At 68.3% G+C, this 17,154-nt stretch carries 14 protein-coding genes; 3 read left to right on the top strand and 11 right to left on the bottom strand.

What is annotated here, in order from left to right:
• Window position 1 precedes the first annotated feature (1 nt).
• Window positions 2-2,347, bottom strand: a complete 2,346-nt coding sequence (locus NR792_RS11935; RefSeq protein ID WP_375760173.1) for a DUF1588 domain-containing protein — start codon at window positions 2,345-2,347, stop codon at window positions 2-4.
• A 95-nt stretch (window positions 2,348-2,442) separates the two neighbouring features.
• Here NR792_RS11935 and NR792_RS11930 point away from each other — a divergent pair, with 95 nt between their 5' ends.
• Window positions 2,443-5,355: a tetratricopeptide repeat protein gene (locus NR792_RS11930; protein WP_375760172.1), complete on the top strand. Its 2,913-nt coding sequence runs from the start codon at window positions 2,443-2,445 to the stop codon at window positions 5,353-5,355.
• Window positions 5,356-5,511: 156 nt separating this feature from the next.
• The gene (locus NR792_RS11925) at window positions 5,512-5,940 is read left to right on the top strand and encodes a hypothetical protein (RefSeq protein ID WP_375760171.1); all 429 of its coding nucleotides are present in this window, start codon (window positions 5,512-5,514) and stop codon (window positions 5,938-5,940) included.
• Here the strand turns inward: NR792_RS11925 and NR792_RS11920 are convergent.
• The 8 genes from NR792_RS11920 to NR792_RS11885 form a co-directional block, all read right to left on the bottom strand.
• Complete coding sequence (locus NR792_RS11920; RefSeq protein WP_375760170.1) at window positions 5,918-7,117, bottom strand: serine/threonine protein kinase; 1,200 nt, start codon at window positions 7,115-7,117, stop codon at window positions 5,918-5,920. The genes NR792_RS11925 and NR792_RS11920 overlap by 23 nt on opposite strands.
• A gap of 53 nt (window positions 7,118-7,170) precedes the next feature.
• Window positions 7,171-7,713, bottom strand: coding sequence for a hypothetical protein (locus NR792_RS11915; RefSeq protein WP_375760169.1), 543 nt, complete (start codon window positions 7,711-7,713; stop codon window positions 7,171-7,173).
• A gap of 145 nt (window positions 7,714-7,858) precedes the next feature.
• On the bottom strand, window positions 7,859-8,293 hold the full coding sequence (locus tag NR792_RS11910; protein WP_375760168.1) for a hypothetical protein: 435 nt from the start codon (window positions 8,291-8,293) through the stop codon (window positions 7,859-7,861).
• A 119-nt stretch (window positions 8,294-8,412) separates the two neighbouring features.
• Window positions 8,413-10,026, bottom strand: coding sequence for a hypothetical protein (locus NR792_RS11905; RefSeq protein WP_375760167.1), 1,614 nt, complete (start codon window positions 10,024-10,026; stop codon window positions 8,413-8,415).
• A 106-nt stretch (window positions 10,027-10,132) separates the two neighbouring features.
• Window positions 10,133-11,230: a quinone-dependent dihydroorotate dehydrogenase gene (locus NR792_RS11900; RefSeq protein WP_375760166.1), complete on the bottom strand. Its 1,098-nt coding sequence runs from the start codon at window positions 11,228-11,230 to the stop codon at window positions 10,133-10,135.
• A 5-nt stretch (window positions 11,231-11,235) separates the two neighbouring features.
• Window positions 11,236-12,228, bottom strand: a complete 993-nt coding sequence (gene add / locus NR792_RS11895; protein ID WP_014397813.1) for an adenosine deaminase — start codon at window positions 12,226-12,228, stop codon at window positions 11,236-11,238.
• Between the two features lie 36 nt (window positions 12,229-12,264).
• Window positions 12,265-12,969 (bottom strand): Smr/MutS family protein, encoded by a 705-nt coding sequence (locus tag NR792_RS11890; RefSeq protein WP_375760165.1) that lies wholly within the window; start codon window positions 12,967-12,969, stop codon window positions 12,265-12,267.
• A gap of 24 nt (window positions 12,970-12,993) precedes the next feature.
• Window positions 12,994-13,791: a TerB family tellurite resistance protein gene (locus NR792_RS11885; protein ID WP_375760164.1), complete on the bottom strand. Its 798-nt coding sequence runs from the start codon at window positions 13,789-13,791 to the stop codon at window positions 12,994-12,996.
• Window positions 13,792-13,881: 90 nt separating this feature from the next.
• Here NR792_RS11885 and folD point away from each other — a divergent pair, with 90 nt between their 5' ends.
• On the top strand, window positions 13,882-14,733 hold the full coding sequence (gene folD, locus NR792_RS11880) for a bifunctional methylenetetrahydrofolate dehydrogenase/methenyltetrahydrofolate cyclohydrolase FolD (RefSeq protein WP_375760163.1): 852 nt from the start codon (window positions 13,882-13,884) through the stop codon (window positions 14,731-14,733).
• A gap of 367 nt (window positions 14,734-15,100) precedes the next feature.
• Here folD and NR792_RS11875 read toward each other — a convergent pair whose 3' ends face one another.
• Complete coding sequence (locus tag NR792_RS11875) at window positions 15,101-15,628, bottom strand: hypothetical protein (RefSeq protein WP_375760162.1); 528 nt, start codon at window positions 15,626-15,628, stop codon at window positions 15,101-15,103.
• 221 nt (window positions 15,629-15,849) lie between these two features.
• Window positions 15,850-16,992, bottom strand: a complete 1,143-nt coding sequence (locus NR792_RS11870; protein WP_375760161.1) for a hypothetical protein — start codon at window positions 16,990-16,992, stop codon at window positions 15,850-15,852.
• Window positions 16,993-17,154 lie beyond the last annotated feature (162 nt).

Raw genomic sequence — 17,154 nt, 5'->3', positions numbered from 1 at the left:
GTCACTCTCCAGCCTGCGGCACACGCCGCGTCTTCCAGGTGTCGCTCGTCATCAGCGTGGTCAGCATCTTGGAGAACGAGCCCTTGTTCTGATCATAGGCCTGCTCCATCTGCGTCAGCGTGCAGGCGTCGCTCGGGTTCTCCGGGCGCCCCATGAAGTAGCGGAAGGCCTGTCGCACGAAGCAGCGTTTCACGTGCCGCGAGGTCGCCAGGCGCTCGCTCAACTCCACCGCGTCGCGCACCGGGCCGTCCAGCGCGGGGTCCGGCATCGACGTGAGCGTCGAGCTTCCATCCGGCGTGGTCCAGCCTCCGCTGGTCGAATGATCCCTCGCGCGCAGGAAGCCCGCGTGGTTGTAGATCTCGAAGGGCAGGCCGAGCGGCTCCATCAGACGGTGACAGCCCTGGCACTGCGCTCCGGCGGTCGCCTCCTGCAGGCGGCGGCGCGCGTTCTTGTCGGCGGCGTGGGCGCCGACCTGGGCCGCCACCTGCACGCTGCTGAGCGGCGGGACGAAGCCGCACAGGAGGTTCTCTCGCACCCACTTGCCGCGGTGGACGATGGACGGATCGTCCTCGAAGTTGCCGCCGTGCGCGGCCAGCCACACCGGGTGGGTCAGCACGCCCGCGCGCTCCGTGGCAGGCAGCGTCTTCCAGCGGCCCGCGACGGTCGCCGGGAGGATCTCGCTGACGTTGTAGGGGTGCGACAGGCCCTTGTGCGAGTCGTACGCCGCGTTCTGCATGGAGGGCACGTAGAAGGTGCGCGTGGTGAGCAGGTTCGCCAGCACGTCCTGATCCTCGACGACCACCCGCGCGATCAGATCGTCGAACTGCTGGATGAAGGTCGGCTCCAGCGGATGGAAGTTGGTGAGCAGGTTGTCGTACGAGACCGAGCTGATGTAGCCGAGCCCCTCGAGCTCGAAGCGCGAGGTCGCCGCCGGGGACTCCTTGAACACCGCGGACACGTGCCCGTAGCCGAGCCACTCGCGGAAGAAGCCCGCGACGCCGTCACCCAGCCAGTACTGCCCGCGCTTGGAGCGCTGCTCCTCGTTGTAGTCCTGCACCAGGTCGAAGCGCGGTGTCCCGTTCTGGTGGGTGTCGACGCCGCCCAGGTGCTTCTGGATCAGGGCGGTGGTCGTCGCATCCTGCGTGAGCGAGCCGTCCTTCGCGGCGAGGGCCACGTCCGCCAGATGGCCCTCGAGGGGCGCGGAGTAGTACGGATACACGAAGCTCGGCGTGGCCGAGGGCGCGCGCCCCGCCAGCGCGTAGGCCAGCTGCGAGCCCAGCTCGAGGCTGGTCAGCTCCACGCGACCGTCGGCCGGCGCGCCGCCCAGCTCGCCGCGGAACATGGCGCCGGTCATCATCCACGCGGCGTTGGAGATCCGCGTGATGGAGTCCGCGCGGTTCTGCGCGGAGTAGCTGGGCTCCTGCGCGATGACCGCGGTGGCGAAGGCGATGAGGCGGGTGAGCTCATCCTCGGTGGGTGGGCGGAAGAAGACGCCGAACTCGAGCATCTGGCCCAGGTGGAAGCGCTTGCAGGTGTCGCTCGGGTTCGCGTCGTTGAACATGCAGCTGAAGCGGCGGTCGGTGTAGACGCGCTCCATCCGGTTGCCGTCCGGGTAGTTCATCGTCCACGGCGAGGCGGCCGCGCCGACCACCGGCAGGAAGAGCTCCACCGTGGCCTCGTCCAGCGTCTCGTCCGTGGCCCAGGAGCTGTACTGCTCGATGGCGCTGGGATCGAGCGGGTTGTCGTAGAAGCTGAACCCGGTCCAGCTGCGCTCGACCGAGCCACCGACGTTGCGGGTGAACTCGCGCCGGTTCATGCGGCGGATGCGCGTCGGCGCATCCGAGCGCACGCCTTCGGTGCAGCTGAAGAGCGCGGACTGATCGAGCAGGTTGGGCTCGGGCACGACGGTCACGGGCGGGTCGTTCGTGCCACTGCAGAGGGGCATCCCCTCCTTGATCCAGGTCTCGAGCGCGGTGCGCTCGGCCGCGCTCGCGCGCTCATGCGGGGCTGGCGGCATCGGAGACGCGTCGTCGCGCATGCGGATGAGCGCGCGCTGGGCGTTGCTGAGCTTCCCATCCATCGCCGAGCTCACCCGCATGTCGTGCAGGGTGCGCAGCGGCATCGTCGCCCCCTGGGTCGGCATCGCGCCGTGACAGCTGGCGCAGCGGTTGGTGAGCACCGACTGCACCACGCACGCGGCGCCCACGGGCCCACCGGGATCGACTGGATCCACTGGATTGACTGGATCCACTGGGTTGTTGGGGCCTCCGTCGTTGGTGCTTGGCCCGATGTTGCCCTTGCACGCGACAAGGCTCAGCAATGCGGCCAGAAGTAGGACGCGATTCATCCGGCCAGTGTGACACGGACGGCAGGTTGAATAGCAAGCAGGCTCCGTCAAACTGGGTTAGAGTGGAATAACCGGGAAGCGGTAGGCTGGAGGGGATGAAGACCTCCCGGCCCTCTCAAGACACCGCCTCCCCGTCGCCGAACACCGGGCACCCGACGGGTGACTCCAGCGGACTGGAGCGTCCGCTCCATGCGACGCGCGTGGGCCGCTACGTGCTGTTGGCGCGGCTGGGACGCGGCGGCATGGGCGAGGTCTTCGAGGCGTTCGACCCGGAGCTGCGCCGCACCGTCGCCATCAAGCTGCTGCACGAGCGGCGTCTGCCTGACGAGGAGGAGGACGCCCGCGCACTGCGGCTGGTGCGCGAGGCCCAGGCGATGGCGCGGCTGTCCCATCCGAACGTGCTCACGGTGCACGACGTGGGCACGCACGAGGGCCGGGTGTTCATCGCCATGGCCCGGGTGGAGGGCGGCACGCTGCGGCAGTGGCTGCGCGAGGGGCCGCATCCCCAGCGCCAGGTGCTGGCGGTGTGCCGAGCGATGGGCCAGGGGCTCGCGGCGGCGCACGCGGCGGGGCTCGTCCACCGCGACTTCAAGCCGGACAACGTGCTCCTGGGCCGGGACGGCGGCGTCTGGGTGACGGACTTCGGCATCGCGTCCGACGCGGGCGTGGGCACGGAGGCCGGGCCCGCGGTGCCGCCCACGGCGCTCCTGGAGGGGCCGCTCGATACACGGCTCACGGCGACGGGCGCGCTGGTGGGGACGCCCGCGTACATGGCGCCGGAGCAGTACGCGGGACGGGGGCCGGACGCGCGCGCGGATCAGTTCAGCTATTGCGTGTCCGTCTACGAGGCGCTCACCGGCCAGCGCCCCTTCGAGGAGGGGACGCTGCGGCGAATGGCGGTGACGCTGCTGGATTCGCAGCGGGCGCCGCAGGGCTCCGGGGTGCCCCGGTTGGAGCTGGAGCCGCCCGCGCATCCGGCCGTCCCGGGCTGGGTGCACCGCGTGCTCGCGCAGGGCCTGTCGGTGGCGCCGGAGCAGCGCTTCGCGTCCATGGAGGCGCTGCTGGCGGCGCTGGAGAACGACCCGGAGGCCGGACGCAAGAAGCTCGCGGGACGGTCGCTCGCGGTGGTGGCCGGGCTCTTCCTGGGCGTGGGCGTGGCGTGGGTGCGGCCCACGCCCTGCAGCGGCGCGCCCAAGTTGTTCGAGCGCGTGTGGGGCCCCGCACAGAAGGCGGCGGTGGCGGAGGCCTTCGAGAAGAGCGGCGCGGAGGACGCGGACGGCGCCTTCGACCGGGTGGAGCGCGCGCTGGATGCATACGCAGCGGAGTGGAGCCGCATGCACCGCCAGGCCTGCGAGGCCACACGCGTGACGGGGGAGCAGCCGGAGGCGCACCTGGCGCTGCGCATGGCGTGCCTGGACCGGCGCCTGCGGGCGGTGGACGCGCTGGGCGCGGAGCTGGCGCACGCGGACGTGGCGCTGGTGCAGCGCAGCGCGGAGGCGGTGGACGCACTGCGTGGCGTGTCGGGCTGCGCGAACGTGGAGGCGCTCTCCGCGGCGGTGCCGCCTCCGGAGGACATGGCGGCGCGCACCCGCGTGGAGGCGGTGCGCCAGGACGTGGCGCATGCGCAGGCGCTGCTCGACACGGGCCGCTACGCGCAGGCTGTGCCCGTGGCCCAGGCGGCGGTGGAGGCGGCGCACGCGACGCACTACCGGCCCGTGGAGGCGGAGGCGCTCCACGTCCTGGGCTGGGCGCACCACCGCATGAGCCAGTCCCGCGAGGCGCGGTCCACCTGGCACGAGGCCATGGCCGCCGCGACGGCGGGACGGCATGACGAGGTCGCGCTCCAGGTGGCGACGGAGCTGGTGCTCGGCCTGAGCGAGGAGCCCGAGTGGTTCCCCGAGGCCCACCTGTGGAGCGCCCAGGCGCACGCGCTCATCGAACGGCTGGGCTCCGCGCCGGACCTGGAGGGCCGGCTCGCCAACCACGAGGGCATCCTCGCGCTGAACGAGGACGCGCTCGACGCGGCGGCGGAGCACTACGCGCGGGCCCTGGCGCTGCGCGAGCGCACCCTGGGGCCCACGCACGTGGACACGGCGAAGGTCTACAACAACCTGGGCATGGTGATGCTGCGCCAGGGCAAGCAGGCGGAGGCCACGGCGCTGTATCAGAAGGCGCTCGCCATCTACGAGGAGCGGCTGGGGCCCACGCATCCGCTGCTCGCGGGCACGCTCACCAACCTGGGCTTCGCGGAGCAGGAGGCGGGCAACCTGCCCAAGGCGCTGGAGTGGCTGCAGCGCGCGTACACGCTGCGGCAGCAGACCCTGGGGCCGCTCAATTCACAGACATTGCTGCTGCTGCATGACCTCGCGCTGGTGCAGGAGTCGCTGGGTGCGCCGGACCGGGCGCTCGCGCTGCATCGGCAGGCCCTGGAGGGCATGCGTCAGGGCTTCGGCGCGGAGAGCCGCGAGGCCATCGACTCGCTGAAGGCCCTGGCGGGGGCGGAGGAGCGGCTGGAGCGGGACGCGGACGCGCTCGCGCACTTCCAGGAGGGCCTGGCGCTCCAGCGCAAGGTGCTGCCGCCGGAGGAGTTCGCGGTGGACACGCTGGAGGAGGACGTGGGGCGGCTGATGGTCGCGCAGGGCCGGCCGAAGGACGCGGTGCCGCTGCTGCGCGCGGCGCTGGAGTCCAAGTCACGCGCGCTGGGCGCGGAGCATGCGCGGACCATCCACAGCCGCACGGCGCTGGGACTCGCGTACTTCCAGCTGGGGCAGGGCGACAGCGCACGCGAGCTCCTGGAGACGTCCGAGCGGGTGCTGGCGCCGCTGGGCTGGAACCCGGTGGACGCGGCGATGACGCACTTCGCGCTCGCGCAGGCGCTCTGGAGTCAACCGGCGGAGCACGCCCGGGCGCTGACGCTGGCGAAGCAGGCCGAGGCTGGCTTCACGCAGGGCGGCTCCATGACGCGGCGCGAGCTGGCGGCGGTGAAGCAATGGATTGCAAGTCGTTGAGTCTCACAATCATTGGATTTGACCGTTATTGATGGAAAATCATGGAGGGCGTGGAGTGGTCTGGGAAATCCGGATTGCCTAACATGCGGCCTTGTCGGAAGGCCGGGCGCCATTCCGGTGCCCCCTCGGACCAAGGAGTCGTCCATGAAGCCTGGGATGTCTTTGCTGCGCGCGGTGGCCGCGATGTGCACGGGTCTGGCATTGACGGCGTGCGGTGGGGCCATGACGCCCGAGGAGGCCGCGGCCGAGGAGGCTGCGCTGACCACGTCGGAGGCGGCGCTGGGCTCGTGTGCGAACTGGTCCACGTGGACCAACACGGGCGTGACGACGTGTGCCCCCAGGTCCACCTGTGGAAGCTACTGGCGTTGTGAGCCGCTGCGGAACGCGGGCGATGCCCCGTCGGTCGCGGGTGGGCCTGAGTACAGGCCTCCGCTGTGCCCCGAGGGCGAGGTGGCGGTCCAGTACTACAACCCGGGGAAGTTCAACCAGCAGTCCAGCTACCGCGTGTGCTTCGACGCGGCCGGCAACTACACGCACACGGAATATCAATACCAGAGCGTCTTCAGCGTCTGCGGCGGTTGCTGACAAGGTCGCGGATCAGCTTCACCACCCATTGGCTCCACGGGCCCTGCGCGGACGGCAGCGGCTCTTCGGAGGGCCGGAACCGCTTCAGCGGTAGCGCGGACTCCGGCGGCCGGGACACGGGGCGCCGGGGCCCCAGGGCCTGGGTCGGCGCCTCCGAGCGGAGCGGCGGCGCGGGCTCCAGGGGCAGGGTGGGCAGCGCCTCCGGCTTCATCACCTCCGTGGGCGCGGGGGCGGGCTGGTCGGGCAGGGCCGGGCGCAGCCTGCGTGGCTTGGCGGGGACGCCGGTGGGTGGCTCCATCAGCCGGGACGGAAAGAGCGGTGACTCCCCCAGCTTGGCCAGTTCCGCGCGCAGCTCCTTCGCCACGGAAGCGGCCTCCGTGGGCCTCCCGCGTCGGTCCTTGGAAAGCAGCGCCTCCACCAGCGACACCAGCGACGCCGGAACCTCCGGACGCAGCGGCATGAGGGGCGGTGGGGCGTCATACAGCACCGACTCCATCACCGCGCGGCCCCGCCGGATGGGAAACGGCCGCCTCCCGGCCAGCAGCTCGTAAAGACAGACACCCAGCGAGTACAGGTCCGCCCGCGCGTCCAGGACCTCGTCGCGGATCTGCTCCGGGGACATGTACGCCAGCTTCCCCATCACCACTCCGGACGTGGTCTGCGTGCCCTCGGAGGTCTTCACGATGCCGAAGTCCGCGATCTTCACCGTGCCGGTGAAGGACAGGAGCAGGTTGTCCAGCGACACGTCGCGGTGGATGAGCTCCATCCACTTGCCCGACTCCGGGTTGACGAAGCGGTGCACGTACGCGAGCCCGTCACACGCCTGCGCGATGGCATCCAGGATGGGGCCCAGGGGCAGCAGCTCCGGCCGGCTCGCCGCGTGGACGTGCGCAAGGCTGGAGCCGGCGACGTACTCCATGGACAGGTACACCTGGTCGTCGATGACGCCCGTCTCCAGCACCCGCACGACGTTGAGGTGGTGCAGCCCGGCGGCGACCTCCGCCTCCCGCAGCAGGCGGCGGCGGAAGCGGGCGTCGGCGGCGTGCTCGGAGTGGATGCGCTTGAGGACGACCGGCTCTTCCCAGCCCTCGCGCTCCGCGAGCGAGACGCGCCCCATCCCGCCTTCGCCAATGTCCCGCAGGACGCGGTACGGCCCGAATCGCTGGACGTCGTTCATTCCGGGGCAAGCCTACCGTCACTCACGCCCGGAACGCAGAAGCGGTCCGCCGGTCAGCGCAGGGACCGGGCCGTGGCGGCGCCGTCCTGGGGCTCCTCGTCCACCCCGATGCGGCCCTGGGAGCTGCCGGAGTGCCCGGAGCCCGTCGTCCTGCTGCTGTCGCCCGTCGCCACGCGGCCCGGCGAGTGGGCCACCGGTCCGTCACCGAAAAGCTGCTTGAACAGGTCGCGGAGCTTCTCGGCCAGCTTCTCGAAGGGGGACGGCTTCGTCTTGCTCTCGCCAGACGCCGCACCGCCCGGGGGCACGAAGCTGCACGAGACGTTGCCGGAGTGTCCGCCGCCCCCGCCCCTCACGCTGGAGCCGGAGGCACAGGGCCGTGCTTCACCGCCGCGCCCGGCCGGGCCGCGCTGGAAGCGGTCATCGAGCGAGTCGCCCGGCCGGCCCTGGAGGTCCGGCGGATCCCTGTAGCCCTGGGCCTTGGTGCTGCTGCCCCGGCCTCCGCCGAGGATGCTCTGTCCGGAGGCGCAGTGGATCCTCGGAGACCGGGTGGGCTGCTCGGGCTGCGGGGGGCTCGACAGCGGGCGGTGGAGCTTCACGAAGCACCTCGGACGGCGAGTTCCTGAAACCATCATCGGCCCCAGCCCACTCCAAGTTTCCGGGGAGTCCCGGAAAGCCGAAGTGGCGTCTGGGATGCGGCGCGTTAGCGTCCAAAGTCAGGCAAGCGCCCGGTTTCGCGGAAGGTCAGTGCGTCCGAGGGGGCGTGCCGGGGTGGTCGCCCTGCGTCCCGCTGGAGCTGCCCCGGCCGCCCGCGCGGACGCTGCTGCCGGAGGCGTTTGTGTCCTCGCCGCCGCAGCCTTCGGAGTGCCTCGGCGGTACGGGCCCGGGCAGGTTGGGAACCTTCCGCGGATGGAAGCTTCCGGGGGCCTTTTGCTCCTTGAGCTTGTCCCGTTCCTCGAGGCCGTGGCTGCCTCGGGAGCTTCCCGAGCCGACCTTGATGCTGCTGCCCGACGCATCGCGACGTTGGCCGCCTGGCCCCATCTTGATGACGGGCTTGTCGAAGATGTCGGAAGGGGATGCCTCCGAGGGCGGCTTCGGGGGAACCGGCTCCGGCACCGAAGGCCGCTTCTGGGTGGTCGGCGACGTGGGCGGGGACGACGGCGGACGGGAGATCTTCACGGCGCACCTCGAAGGCGGAGACGTTCCTTCATCATCGCTCGGGGCCTGTCCCGGGTTTCCTGTGTCACCAGGAAGACTCGGTCCAGGCCCCGGCGGGCAAGGCGCGCGGTGCTACCGGCTCAAGGGCTCGTGGTGGGAATGGCCCACAGCGAGAAGCCGGGCGCGCCGGGCAGGGCGCGGAAGAAGATCTGCTCGCCCACGCGCGTGAAGGCAGCCGCCTCCGCCGGCGTCTTGTTCGCGGTCAGGGAGTCCACCGCGCGGGTGCCCTGGACCGTCCCGTCCGTGACCCAGACATTGCCCTTCGCGGAGAACAGCAGGCCGCCGGAGTCCAGCGCGATGAGGGGCGAATGGAATACATCCGGCTGGGTGAGGCCGGAGGACAGCCGCCGCGTGCCGCCCGCCGTGCCATCCGTCACCCACAGCTCCACGTCCCGAGGCGTCTGGACGCGGGCGCCCAGCGTCTGGGCGAAGTAGATGCGGTTGCCCACCGTCACCGCGTTGCGCAGGCCCGGCACGGCCTTCGGATCATCCGCGTAGGGATTGGAGAGGACGGTGACGCCCTCCTTGGGCCCCCCGGCCAATGGCAGCCGCCACAGCTTCAGGTAGCGGTTGTCGTCGGTGAGCGTGAGCACCGTGGCGTAGGACCCCACGACGCCGAGCAGCCGGCCATCCCGGCCGAACGCGTCCAGCCGCTGCGTGCCCGCCTCCGTGCCGTCCGTCTTCCAGACCTCCAGGCTGGGGCCGGCGTCGGTGAGGGTGAACACCACCGTGCCGTCCACGACCTGGGGAACGCCCATGGTCACGTCCACGGACGCATCCAGCCGCTTCAACATCCGGGTGCCCGCGACGGTGCCGTCGGTCCGCCACAGGCGCGTGCCGCCCACCGCGTCACGGAGGACGAACAGCATCGAGTCCCCCACCTGCCGGGTCCACATGACCGTGCCCGTGTACAGCCCCGGGATGCCGAAGTCCTTCAGCTGGACCGTCCCGGCCGCCGTGCCGTCCGTGCGCCACAACCGCACGGTCTCCTCGAAGTCCTCGGTGAAGAACACGCGGAGGCCGGAGGAGGGGAGCACCTCGCCGAAGGCGCCGGTGAAGCGGCCAAAGTCCTTCAGCATGACCGTGCCGGCCGCGGTGCCATCCGAGCGCCACAGCTGCGTGAAACCCTGGCCGTAGGGCGCGTGCCGGAAGAAGGAGAGCGCGCCGTTGAGCACCGTGAAGTTGAACAGATTCGAGTCCGCGGGCCCGGCCGCCAGGTCCGCGACGGGCCGGGTGCCCTCGGGGGTGCCATCGCTCACCCAGAGCTCCCAGCCCAGCTCCGGCTCGTACAGGTGGAAGAACAGCCGCGACCCCAGCGGCGTCATGCCGGTGATCCGCAGGCCCCCCAGGAGCGCGTTCGTCGGCTTGAACGCCTTGACCACGACGGTGCCCGTGGGCGTCCCGTCGCTCTTCCACAGCGCGATGCGCTGGTCCTCCTCCTGCACCACGAAGTAGAGCGTGCCCGCCACGTCCGTCAGCAGGTCGGGACGGGGCTCCTTGTCCAGCTGCGTCCCCGGAGTCCGGCCATCGGGGAGCACCTGCTTCACCTCCCGAGTGCCCCACGCGGCTTCCATCCGCGCCTGGACCTCCGCGACCTCCGGCGGCTTCCCGGAGTCCCAGGCCTCCGGTCCGGCACCACACCCCATCAAGCTCCCCGCAGCCGCCACCGCCCACCACCACGACCTCGTCCGCATGTCCGCCTCCCTGCCCCCAGATGCGAGGAAGGTGCTGCGGGGTGGACACGCGAGAAGCTGCCCTGCGGGACAGGGTCGTTGCTCGAAAGATGACGGAAGCGGGGCGCTACACGGGAACGGCGGGCGTGCCCGTATGCGCATCCACGCCAATCACGTCGCGCACGGACGCGAAGCCGTCCCGGGCCAGCAGCGCGCCCAGCTCCGGGAGGATGCGGTCCACCATGCCCGGGCCCTCGTAGATGAAGCCCGTGTAGACCTGCACCACGGTGGCGCCCGCGCGCAGCTTCTCGTAGACGTCCTGGGCGGTGAACACTCCGCCCACGCCGATGAGGGGCAGGGTGCCCCGGCTGCGCTGCCAGGCACGGCGGATGACGGCGTTGGCCAGCTCCCGCACGGGGGCGCCGGACAGGCCGCCGGCCTCCTTCGCGTGCACGTGCTCGAAGGGGCGGGTGAGGGTGGTGTTGGTGGCGATGAGCCCGGACAGCCCGCGCTCCATCGCCACGTCGACCACCTCATCCACGGCCTCGGGCGTGAGGTCCGGGGCAATCTTCAGGAACAGCGGCGTGCCCGGGGCCACGGCCTCCATCCGCTCGCGCACCGCGAGCAGCAGCGCGGAGAGCTGCTCCGGCTCCTGGAGCTTCCGCAGGCCCGGCGTGTTGGGCGAGGACGCGTTGACGACGACGTAATCGCCGAGAGCCGCGAGCGCGTCCACGCACGCCACGTAGTCATCCACCGCGCGCTCCAGCGGCGTGTCCTTGTTCTTGCCGATGTTCACGCCCAGCGGGCCGGGCTTCCACGCGCGGCCCTTGAGGCGCTCCGCCGCGGTGGCCGCGCCGTGGTTGTTGAAGCCCATGCGGTTGATGACCGCGCGGTGCTCCGGCAGCCGGAACAGGCGCGGCTTCGGGTTGCCCGGCTGGGGCTTCGGCGTGACGGTGCCAATCTCCACCGCGGAGAATCCGCAGGCGAACAGCCCGTCCACGGCCTCCGCGTCCTTGTCCAGCCCGGCGGCGAGCGCCACCGGGTGGGCGAACTTCAGCCCCGCCAGCTCCACGGACAGGTCCATGGGGGCGCGGCGCAGCGTGTGCTCGCGCATGGCGCGGCAGCGGGCGGGCCACTTCCCCAGGGCCGCGAGCCCGGACATGCCCAGCCGGTGCGCGGGCTCCGGGGGCAGGGTGAAGAGCAGTGCGCGAGTCAGGCCGTACATGCGTGTCAGGCCGGGATGAAGGACGCCTCGCGCGCCCACGCGAGCGCCTGGTCCACCTGCTCCGTGCTGAGCAGGCCGTTGGACTCGACGATTTCAATCTCCCGCCGCATGTCCGTCTCCAGCAGGTAGGGGCCGTCCGTGTTGATGGTGAACTTCACCTTGCGGTCCCAGAACGTCTGCATGATGTGCTTGAGCTCCTGCAGGTCCGCCACCGCCTTGGTGTGGATGTTGGAGGTCGGGCACAGCTCCAGCGTGATGTTGTTCTCGCGCAGGATCTTCATCGCGGATTCGTCATACGCGGCGCGGATGCCGTGACCGATGCGGTGGGGCTTGAGCTTCTCCACCGCCGCCATCAGGCCGTTGGCGCCCGTGCCGGCCGTCTCCCCGGTGTGCACGGTGCACTTGAGGCCAGCCTTGCGCGCGCGGGCGTAGAGGTCCTCGTACTCCGACAGCGAGGCCTTGTGCTCCATCGCGTCGCGCTCCGTGCCGGCCAGGTCGATGCCGTACACGCCGCGCGAGCGGTACTTAATGGCCTTCTCCACGATGATGCTGTTGAGCTTGTGGTCGAACTCGCGGGCCAGGCAGAAGATGAGGCCCACCTTCACGCCGTACTCCAGCGTCGCGCGGTCCATGCCCCGCAGCGCCGCGTGGATGATGTGGTCCAGGTCCAGCTCGCTGGAGAGGTTGCGCTTCATGGGGTTGAAGCGCAGTTCAATCTGCGTGACGCGGCTGCCCCGGTACTCCTTGCCAATCACCTCGTAGACGGAGCGCTCGATGGCGCTGGGAGAGGATTGGATCTTCTCCGTCCAGGTGTGGAGGATCTTCAGGTAGTCGTCGAGGCTGCCCACCTTGCCCGGACGGGAGGTGATGAGCTCGACGAAGTCGAAGTAGTTCTTGACGGGGAGCTTGAAGCCCTGCTGGTGGGCAATGGACCACAGGATGTGCGGGGCCACCGCGCCACCCACGTGGATGTGGAGGTCAATGAGGTCGCGAACCATGGCGGCATGTATGCACAGCCACGGCCACGCGTAAAGCTATCGGCGCAGCAGGACGTAGACCGCGCCGGCTCCACCGTCCTGCGGGCGTGCGGTGGAGAACGCCAGCACCATCCGCTCCAGCCGCTTCTGCGACAAGAGGTCGCGCACCGCGTCCTTGAGCACCGGAATCTGGTCCTTGGAATTCAAACCGCGTCCGTGGACGATGAGCACGCAGCGGCGCCTGGCCCGGCGGCTGTCGGACAGGAAGCGCTCCACGGCGGCCTGGGCCTCCTTCTGCGTCTTGCCGTGAAGGTCCAGCCGGTCCTGCACGGAGAAGTCGCCCCGGCGCAGCGAACGCAGCAGGTTGGGGTCGGTGCCGGGGGAGGCGCCCTCGAAGGACTCGTTCGAGCCGGTGAAGGACAGGGGCCCGTCCACCGCGACCAGGTCGGAGAGCTGCGCGAGCGCCTCCGCGTTGTCGTCGATGAGTTCCGGCAGGCGCGGGTTCGTCTTGGGGGCTTCCCCGCGATTGGTGATCTGCTGCACGCCGTCCATGGCGGAGAAGAAGAGGCCCACGTCGTCGTCTTCCGGGCGGGCCTTGGGGGCCTTGGCCGGCTTCTGCACGGCGGCCTTCTTCTTGGCGACCTCCGCGGCGGCGGCGGCCTCCTTCTCCTGCTTCTGCTGGTCCTGGAGCGTCTTGATGGCGGACTTGAACGGGTTGTTCTGGAACTCCGCTTCCTTCTTCTTCGGGGGACGCTGGCTCATGGGATTCCTGTCTTCTAACCCGGGCTACAGGCCGCGCAGCCGGCGGATTTCCTCGTAGGCGTCGCGGACGGCCTGGAACTGACGGGCGGCCCGCTCGGCGGCCCGAGGGCCCAGGTGGCTGGCCTTGTCCGGGTGGTGCTGGGCGGCGAGCTTCCGGTAGGCGCTCTTCACCTCCGCGTCGGTGGCGTCCGGCGGGAGGCCCAACGTCTCGTAGTGGGCGGAGGCGTCGCCCAGGTGCTGTTCGGCGAGGGCCTGGGCCTTGGCGTCCGGGACGTCCAGGCCCTCGGCCATGCGCTTCAGGGCCTCGCGTTCGGAGCGCTGGAGGGGGCCGTCCGCGAGCGCCATCTCATAGAGCGCGTCCAGCAGGCGGAGCCGCTCGCCTGAAGGCAGGGAGTCCAGGCAGGAGGCGAGCGCGGCGGGGGCGTCCAGGGTGGCGGGGCGGGCGAGGAAGTCCTTGAGGTAGCGGCGCACGGCCTGGACGGTGTGGGAGTCGGCGTGGAGGACCTGCTCGAAGTAGCGGCGGACCTCGCGGACCTCCTCGCGGCGCATGTCGCCGTCGGCGCGGGCCACGTCCACGAAGAGGGCGGTGATGTCGCGGTCGAGCGGGTCCTCGTCCGGGTCCTCGACGATGGGGAACTCGCCCGGGGACTGGGTGAGGGCGGAGGACGGGGGCGGGGGTTCGAAGGAGGCGGGGAAGTCGCTGAAGATTTCAGGGAAGTCCGGGGGCGCGGCGTGCTGTTCGTCGAAGTAGTGGCCCAGGCCCGTGCCCACGATGAGACCGAGCACGATGGCCCAGGGCCCGCCGATGAGGAGGCCGGCCATGAGACCCAACATCGCCCCGAGAACTTTTCCCGCGCCCATGCCTTCGCTTCGCTCCCTTGTGCAGGGCCAGTCTTGCATAAGGTGGGTCTCATGACGGCTCAGTTGATCGACGGCAAGGCAGTGGCGGCGCGCGTGCGGGCGGAGATCAAGGAGGAGGTGGCGCGCCTGAAGGCGGAGCGCGGCATCACCCCGGGACTCGCCGTGGTGCGCGTGGGTGAGGACCCGGCTTCCAAGATTTACGTGACGGGGAAGAAGAAGGCCGCCGAGGAGGTGGGCTTCAACTCCTGGGAGCACCACCCGGATGAGAACATCACCCAGGAGGAGCTCCTGGCGCTGGTGCACCGGCTGAACGAGGACCCGGCGGTGCACGGCATCCTGGTGCAGCTGCCGTTGCCCAAGCACCTGGACGCGGACGCCATCATCTCCGCGGTGAAGCCGGAGAAGGACGCGGACGGCTTCCACCCGATGAACGCGGGAAACCTGCTGCTGGGCCGGCCGGCGACGCGGGCGTGCACGCCCTACGGCGTGATGCGGCTCTTGGAAGAGGTCGGGTGCAATCCGGCGGGCAAGCGCGCGGTGGTGGTGGGGCGAAGCAACATCGTGGGCAAGCCCCAGGCGCTGATGCTGCTGCAGAAGGACGCGACGGTGACGGTGTGCCACCGCAAGAGCGACCTGCCGGCGGAGGTGGCCCAGGCGGACATCCTGGTGGTGGCGGTGGGCGTGCCGGAGCTGGTGAAGGGCGCGTGGATCAAGCCCGGCGCGGTGGTGATTGACGTGGGCATGAACCGCAAGGCGGATGGCAAGCTGGTGGGAGACGTGGAGTTCGCCGCGGCGGCGGAGCGCGCGTCATTCATCACGCCGGTCCCTGGCGGCGTGGGGCCGATGACCATTGCGATGCTGATGAAGAACACGCTGGAGGCGGCACAGCGCGGCGTGATGTGATGTGATTGTTGGGCCTCCCTGCCCGTGCTGAGGGCAGGGAGGTCCGTGATGCGTCACTGCGGGCAGACCAGCTCAGGGCCCTCGCTGCTTTTGGCGACGTCGCGCGGGCTGCACCAGCCGCCCGGCGTCCAGATGGCATACATCTCAATGCCATTGTTGCAGGGCACGCGGTCGCTGTAGACGCGGCAACAACCAGCATCCACGTTTCGTCACAGTTGTTATGCGGCGCCAGGATGTGCACGGGGCTGTCTGCCTTCGTGGCCTGCGGCTCCGGCGGTGTGTCCCGCGTCGCATCAGATCAGCAGGCGAGAAACAGCATCGAGGACCCCACTAGCCCCACCGACGTCGTCACTTTGCAATCCTGGAGTCATCCTGGCTGGGAGGAACGCTGTCTCAGCCCCATCATCCGTTTGAAGTCCCGCGCGCTTGCGGATGGCTTTCCTTTTCCACCACGAAGAACACCGGCAATTCCCCATGATTCCTGCTCGGTGCCACGAACATTCGCAAGGTTAGGATTACGGACGACGGCGTTCTGAATGAGGAATTCCTCGGCAGTAGCGATCAAGGCTGCGTTAACCCGGCCTCTCTTGCGTTCCAAAGGCACAAGAAAGAGAACAGGGGTGCCTCGCTTCCAGTGAAGCAGCGATGCGTTGGTCTTGAACAACTTGTCGAGCGTGAAGCACTCTTGCTTGAAACTCTTGGTGGCCTTGCCGACATAGATTGGCACGAGGCCTCGTCCGACTTGCATCCCGAAAACGTAACAGCCGTAACTGGACGACCTGCCCTCGCCGAGGTCTTCCCAGAACTCCTTCAAGCGTTTCGTGTCGACGACTTTCCCATGCCCCTTTGCAATGCACGGCACAATGAACGGCCCCTCAACGTAGAATTCAGGCACTTTAGACTCCTCCCCCCGTGAACTGCGGCACTGGACCTGTGCACTCTACTCGCGCGCAGCCTGCGCGTTCGCGTTCGTGAACTATAGATCGGAGCGGGGTTGGACTTGACCTCAGTGTGCCCCTCTACCAACGCAATCAGCGAGCGGTTGCCATGCGCTGCCGATGCCACTCCCGTGGAATCCGCGTCAATCTGCGACTATAGAGAGGTGGCCCAATTGCCTCAAACGTTGCCGATAAGGTATCCCACAACAACACCCGAAGAAAAAACGCGCAGATGTTGAAAGCGAAATGGCGGTCGAGCCTCAAATGGCGAATAGGCTGGGTAGCTCGCTTCCGCAACTCTTTCTCGTTCTTTGTGGTATATTATTTCTTCGAGGCGCTGTTTGGTGAGCAGTTCTATTGTGTTTTCAGTCAAGCCGATGAAGATGGACACATCTTCAGAGGATGTTTGCCTGCGTGTTGATTTTGATGCAGGGCCAAAGAATCGTCCAAAAATCCGCTCCCGTGAAGCAAGTGTAACTATGCCGCTTTTGTTCCATGAGACAGCAAGTGGATAGCCGCTTGGGTTGACGAGAGGTATTCCATCAACCTTCCGCCACTGATCCCCAAGTGCTCTTGTGACGGGGAGTCGCTGTGCAAATCCTGCAGTGATTGAGCCACGGGAAATCGTTCGCAGCGCCGCTGAGTAAAAGCCAAGTCGGGCCCATAGTTTTATAAGAATTGGATTTTCGGGGATCGGTTCTGCCGGTGGGTCAGTGATAATTACCTTGGATGTGCGTTTTCGCTCTAGTGATAAATCGAAAACAACACCAACAAGGGTAGCATCGTCTTGTTTTGAATTGCGGTCAAAGATTTTCTTGGCTTTAATTGAGTCGAGAGCTGAAGAGACGCTCTTTCCATCGTGCGTTCCTTTGGCTTCTACTCGGTAGGAGTGATCGCCATCGGATGCGACATAGCTTCTTTCGAAGTCCAATGTTCTTCCCAGTGAGGTGTCTGGGACTTTCAGGAAATCTGCCTCGGTTACCCCTAGTAATCTAGCTGAGACAGAGAGAGCTGCTCCAATGCCCAGCGACTCAATGATGTCCGATACTGGTTTGCGCCGAAGTCGGTAGGATTCTTCTGCGTCTGTTGTTAGGAAGTCCCCAAACCGGGTGCGTCGCTCTGGAAGCTTCCTGTTCAGATCGGCGTAGCTCCGCCATCCTGGAGAGTTGTCCCACTCGTAGAACAAGGAATATGTAAGAAGCTCATCTTCGGGAACACTCAGACCATCAGATTCTAAGTGCTGTACCCGTTGGTTGAGCAATGATTTTCGAATTGGGTCATCTTCAGCGACTTGCACGTCGAGCTTAAGGTGCTTGTTCATTCATTTTTTGTCCCAATGTGCCTGTAGGTTTTGCATGGGCAGCAGGTTATCAGGGATGCGTGCCGGACTACTCTGCTTCTTGTCCTTTTGGCCTTCTTGCCTTGTGTCAGGATGCCTTGTGGCTACCCTTGTCTGAGCGTGTTTCCGTGGGGGGCGCTGCCG

Source organism: Corallococcus exercitus (genome assembly GCF_042231735.1).
Taxonomy (GTDB): domain Bacteria; phylum Myxococcota; class Myxococcia; order Myxococcales; family Myxococcaceae; genus Corallococcus; species Corallococcus exercitus_B.
This window is presented reverse-complemented; position numbering and strand designations above follow the sequence as displayed.

Coding starts and splice junctions, on each gene's coding strand:
- NR792_RS11935 (WP_375760173.1), bottom strand. CDS start 2,347: ATGAATCGCGTCCTACTTCTGGCCGCATTGCTGAGCCTTGTCGCGTGC.
- NR792_RS11930 (WP_375760172.1), top strand. CDS start 2,443: ATGAAGACCTCCCGGCCCTCTCAAGACACCGCCTCCCCGTCGCCGAAC.
- NR792_RS11925 (WP_375760171.1), top strand. CDS start 5,512: ATGTCTTTGCTGCGCGCGGTGGCCGCGATGTGCACGGGTCTGGCATTG.
- NR792_RS11920 (WP_375760170.1), bottom strand. CDS start 7,117: ATGAACGACGTCCAGCGATTCGGGCCGTACCGCGTCCTGCGGGACATT.
- NR792_RS11905 (WP_375760167.1), bottom strand. CDS start 10,026: ATGCGGACGAGGTCGTGGTGGTGGGCGGTGGCGGCTGCGGGGAGCTTG.
- NR792_RS11900 (WP_375760166.1), bottom strand. CDS start 11,230: ATGTACGGCCTGACTCGCGCACTGCTCTTCACCCTGCCCCCGGAGCCC.
- add (WP_014397813.1), bottom strand. CDS start 12,228: ATGGTTCGCGACCTCATTGACCTCCACATCCACGTGGGTGGCGCGGTG.
- NR792_RS11890 (WP_375760165.1), bottom strand. CDS start 12,969: ATGAGCCAGCGTCCCCCGAAGAAGAAGGAAGCGGAGTTCCAGAACAAC.
- NR792_RS11885 (WP_375760164.1), bottom strand. CDS start 13,791: ATGGCCGGCCTCCTCATCGGCGGGCCCTGGGCCATCGTGCTCGGTCTC.
- folD (WP_375760163.1), top strand. CDS start 13,882: ATGACGGCTCAGTTGATCGACGGCAAGGCAGTGGCGGCGCGCGTGCGG.
- NR792_RS11870 (WP_375760161.1), bottom strand. CDS start 16,992: ATGAACAAGCACCTTAAGCTCGACGTGCAAGTCGCTGAAGATGACCCA.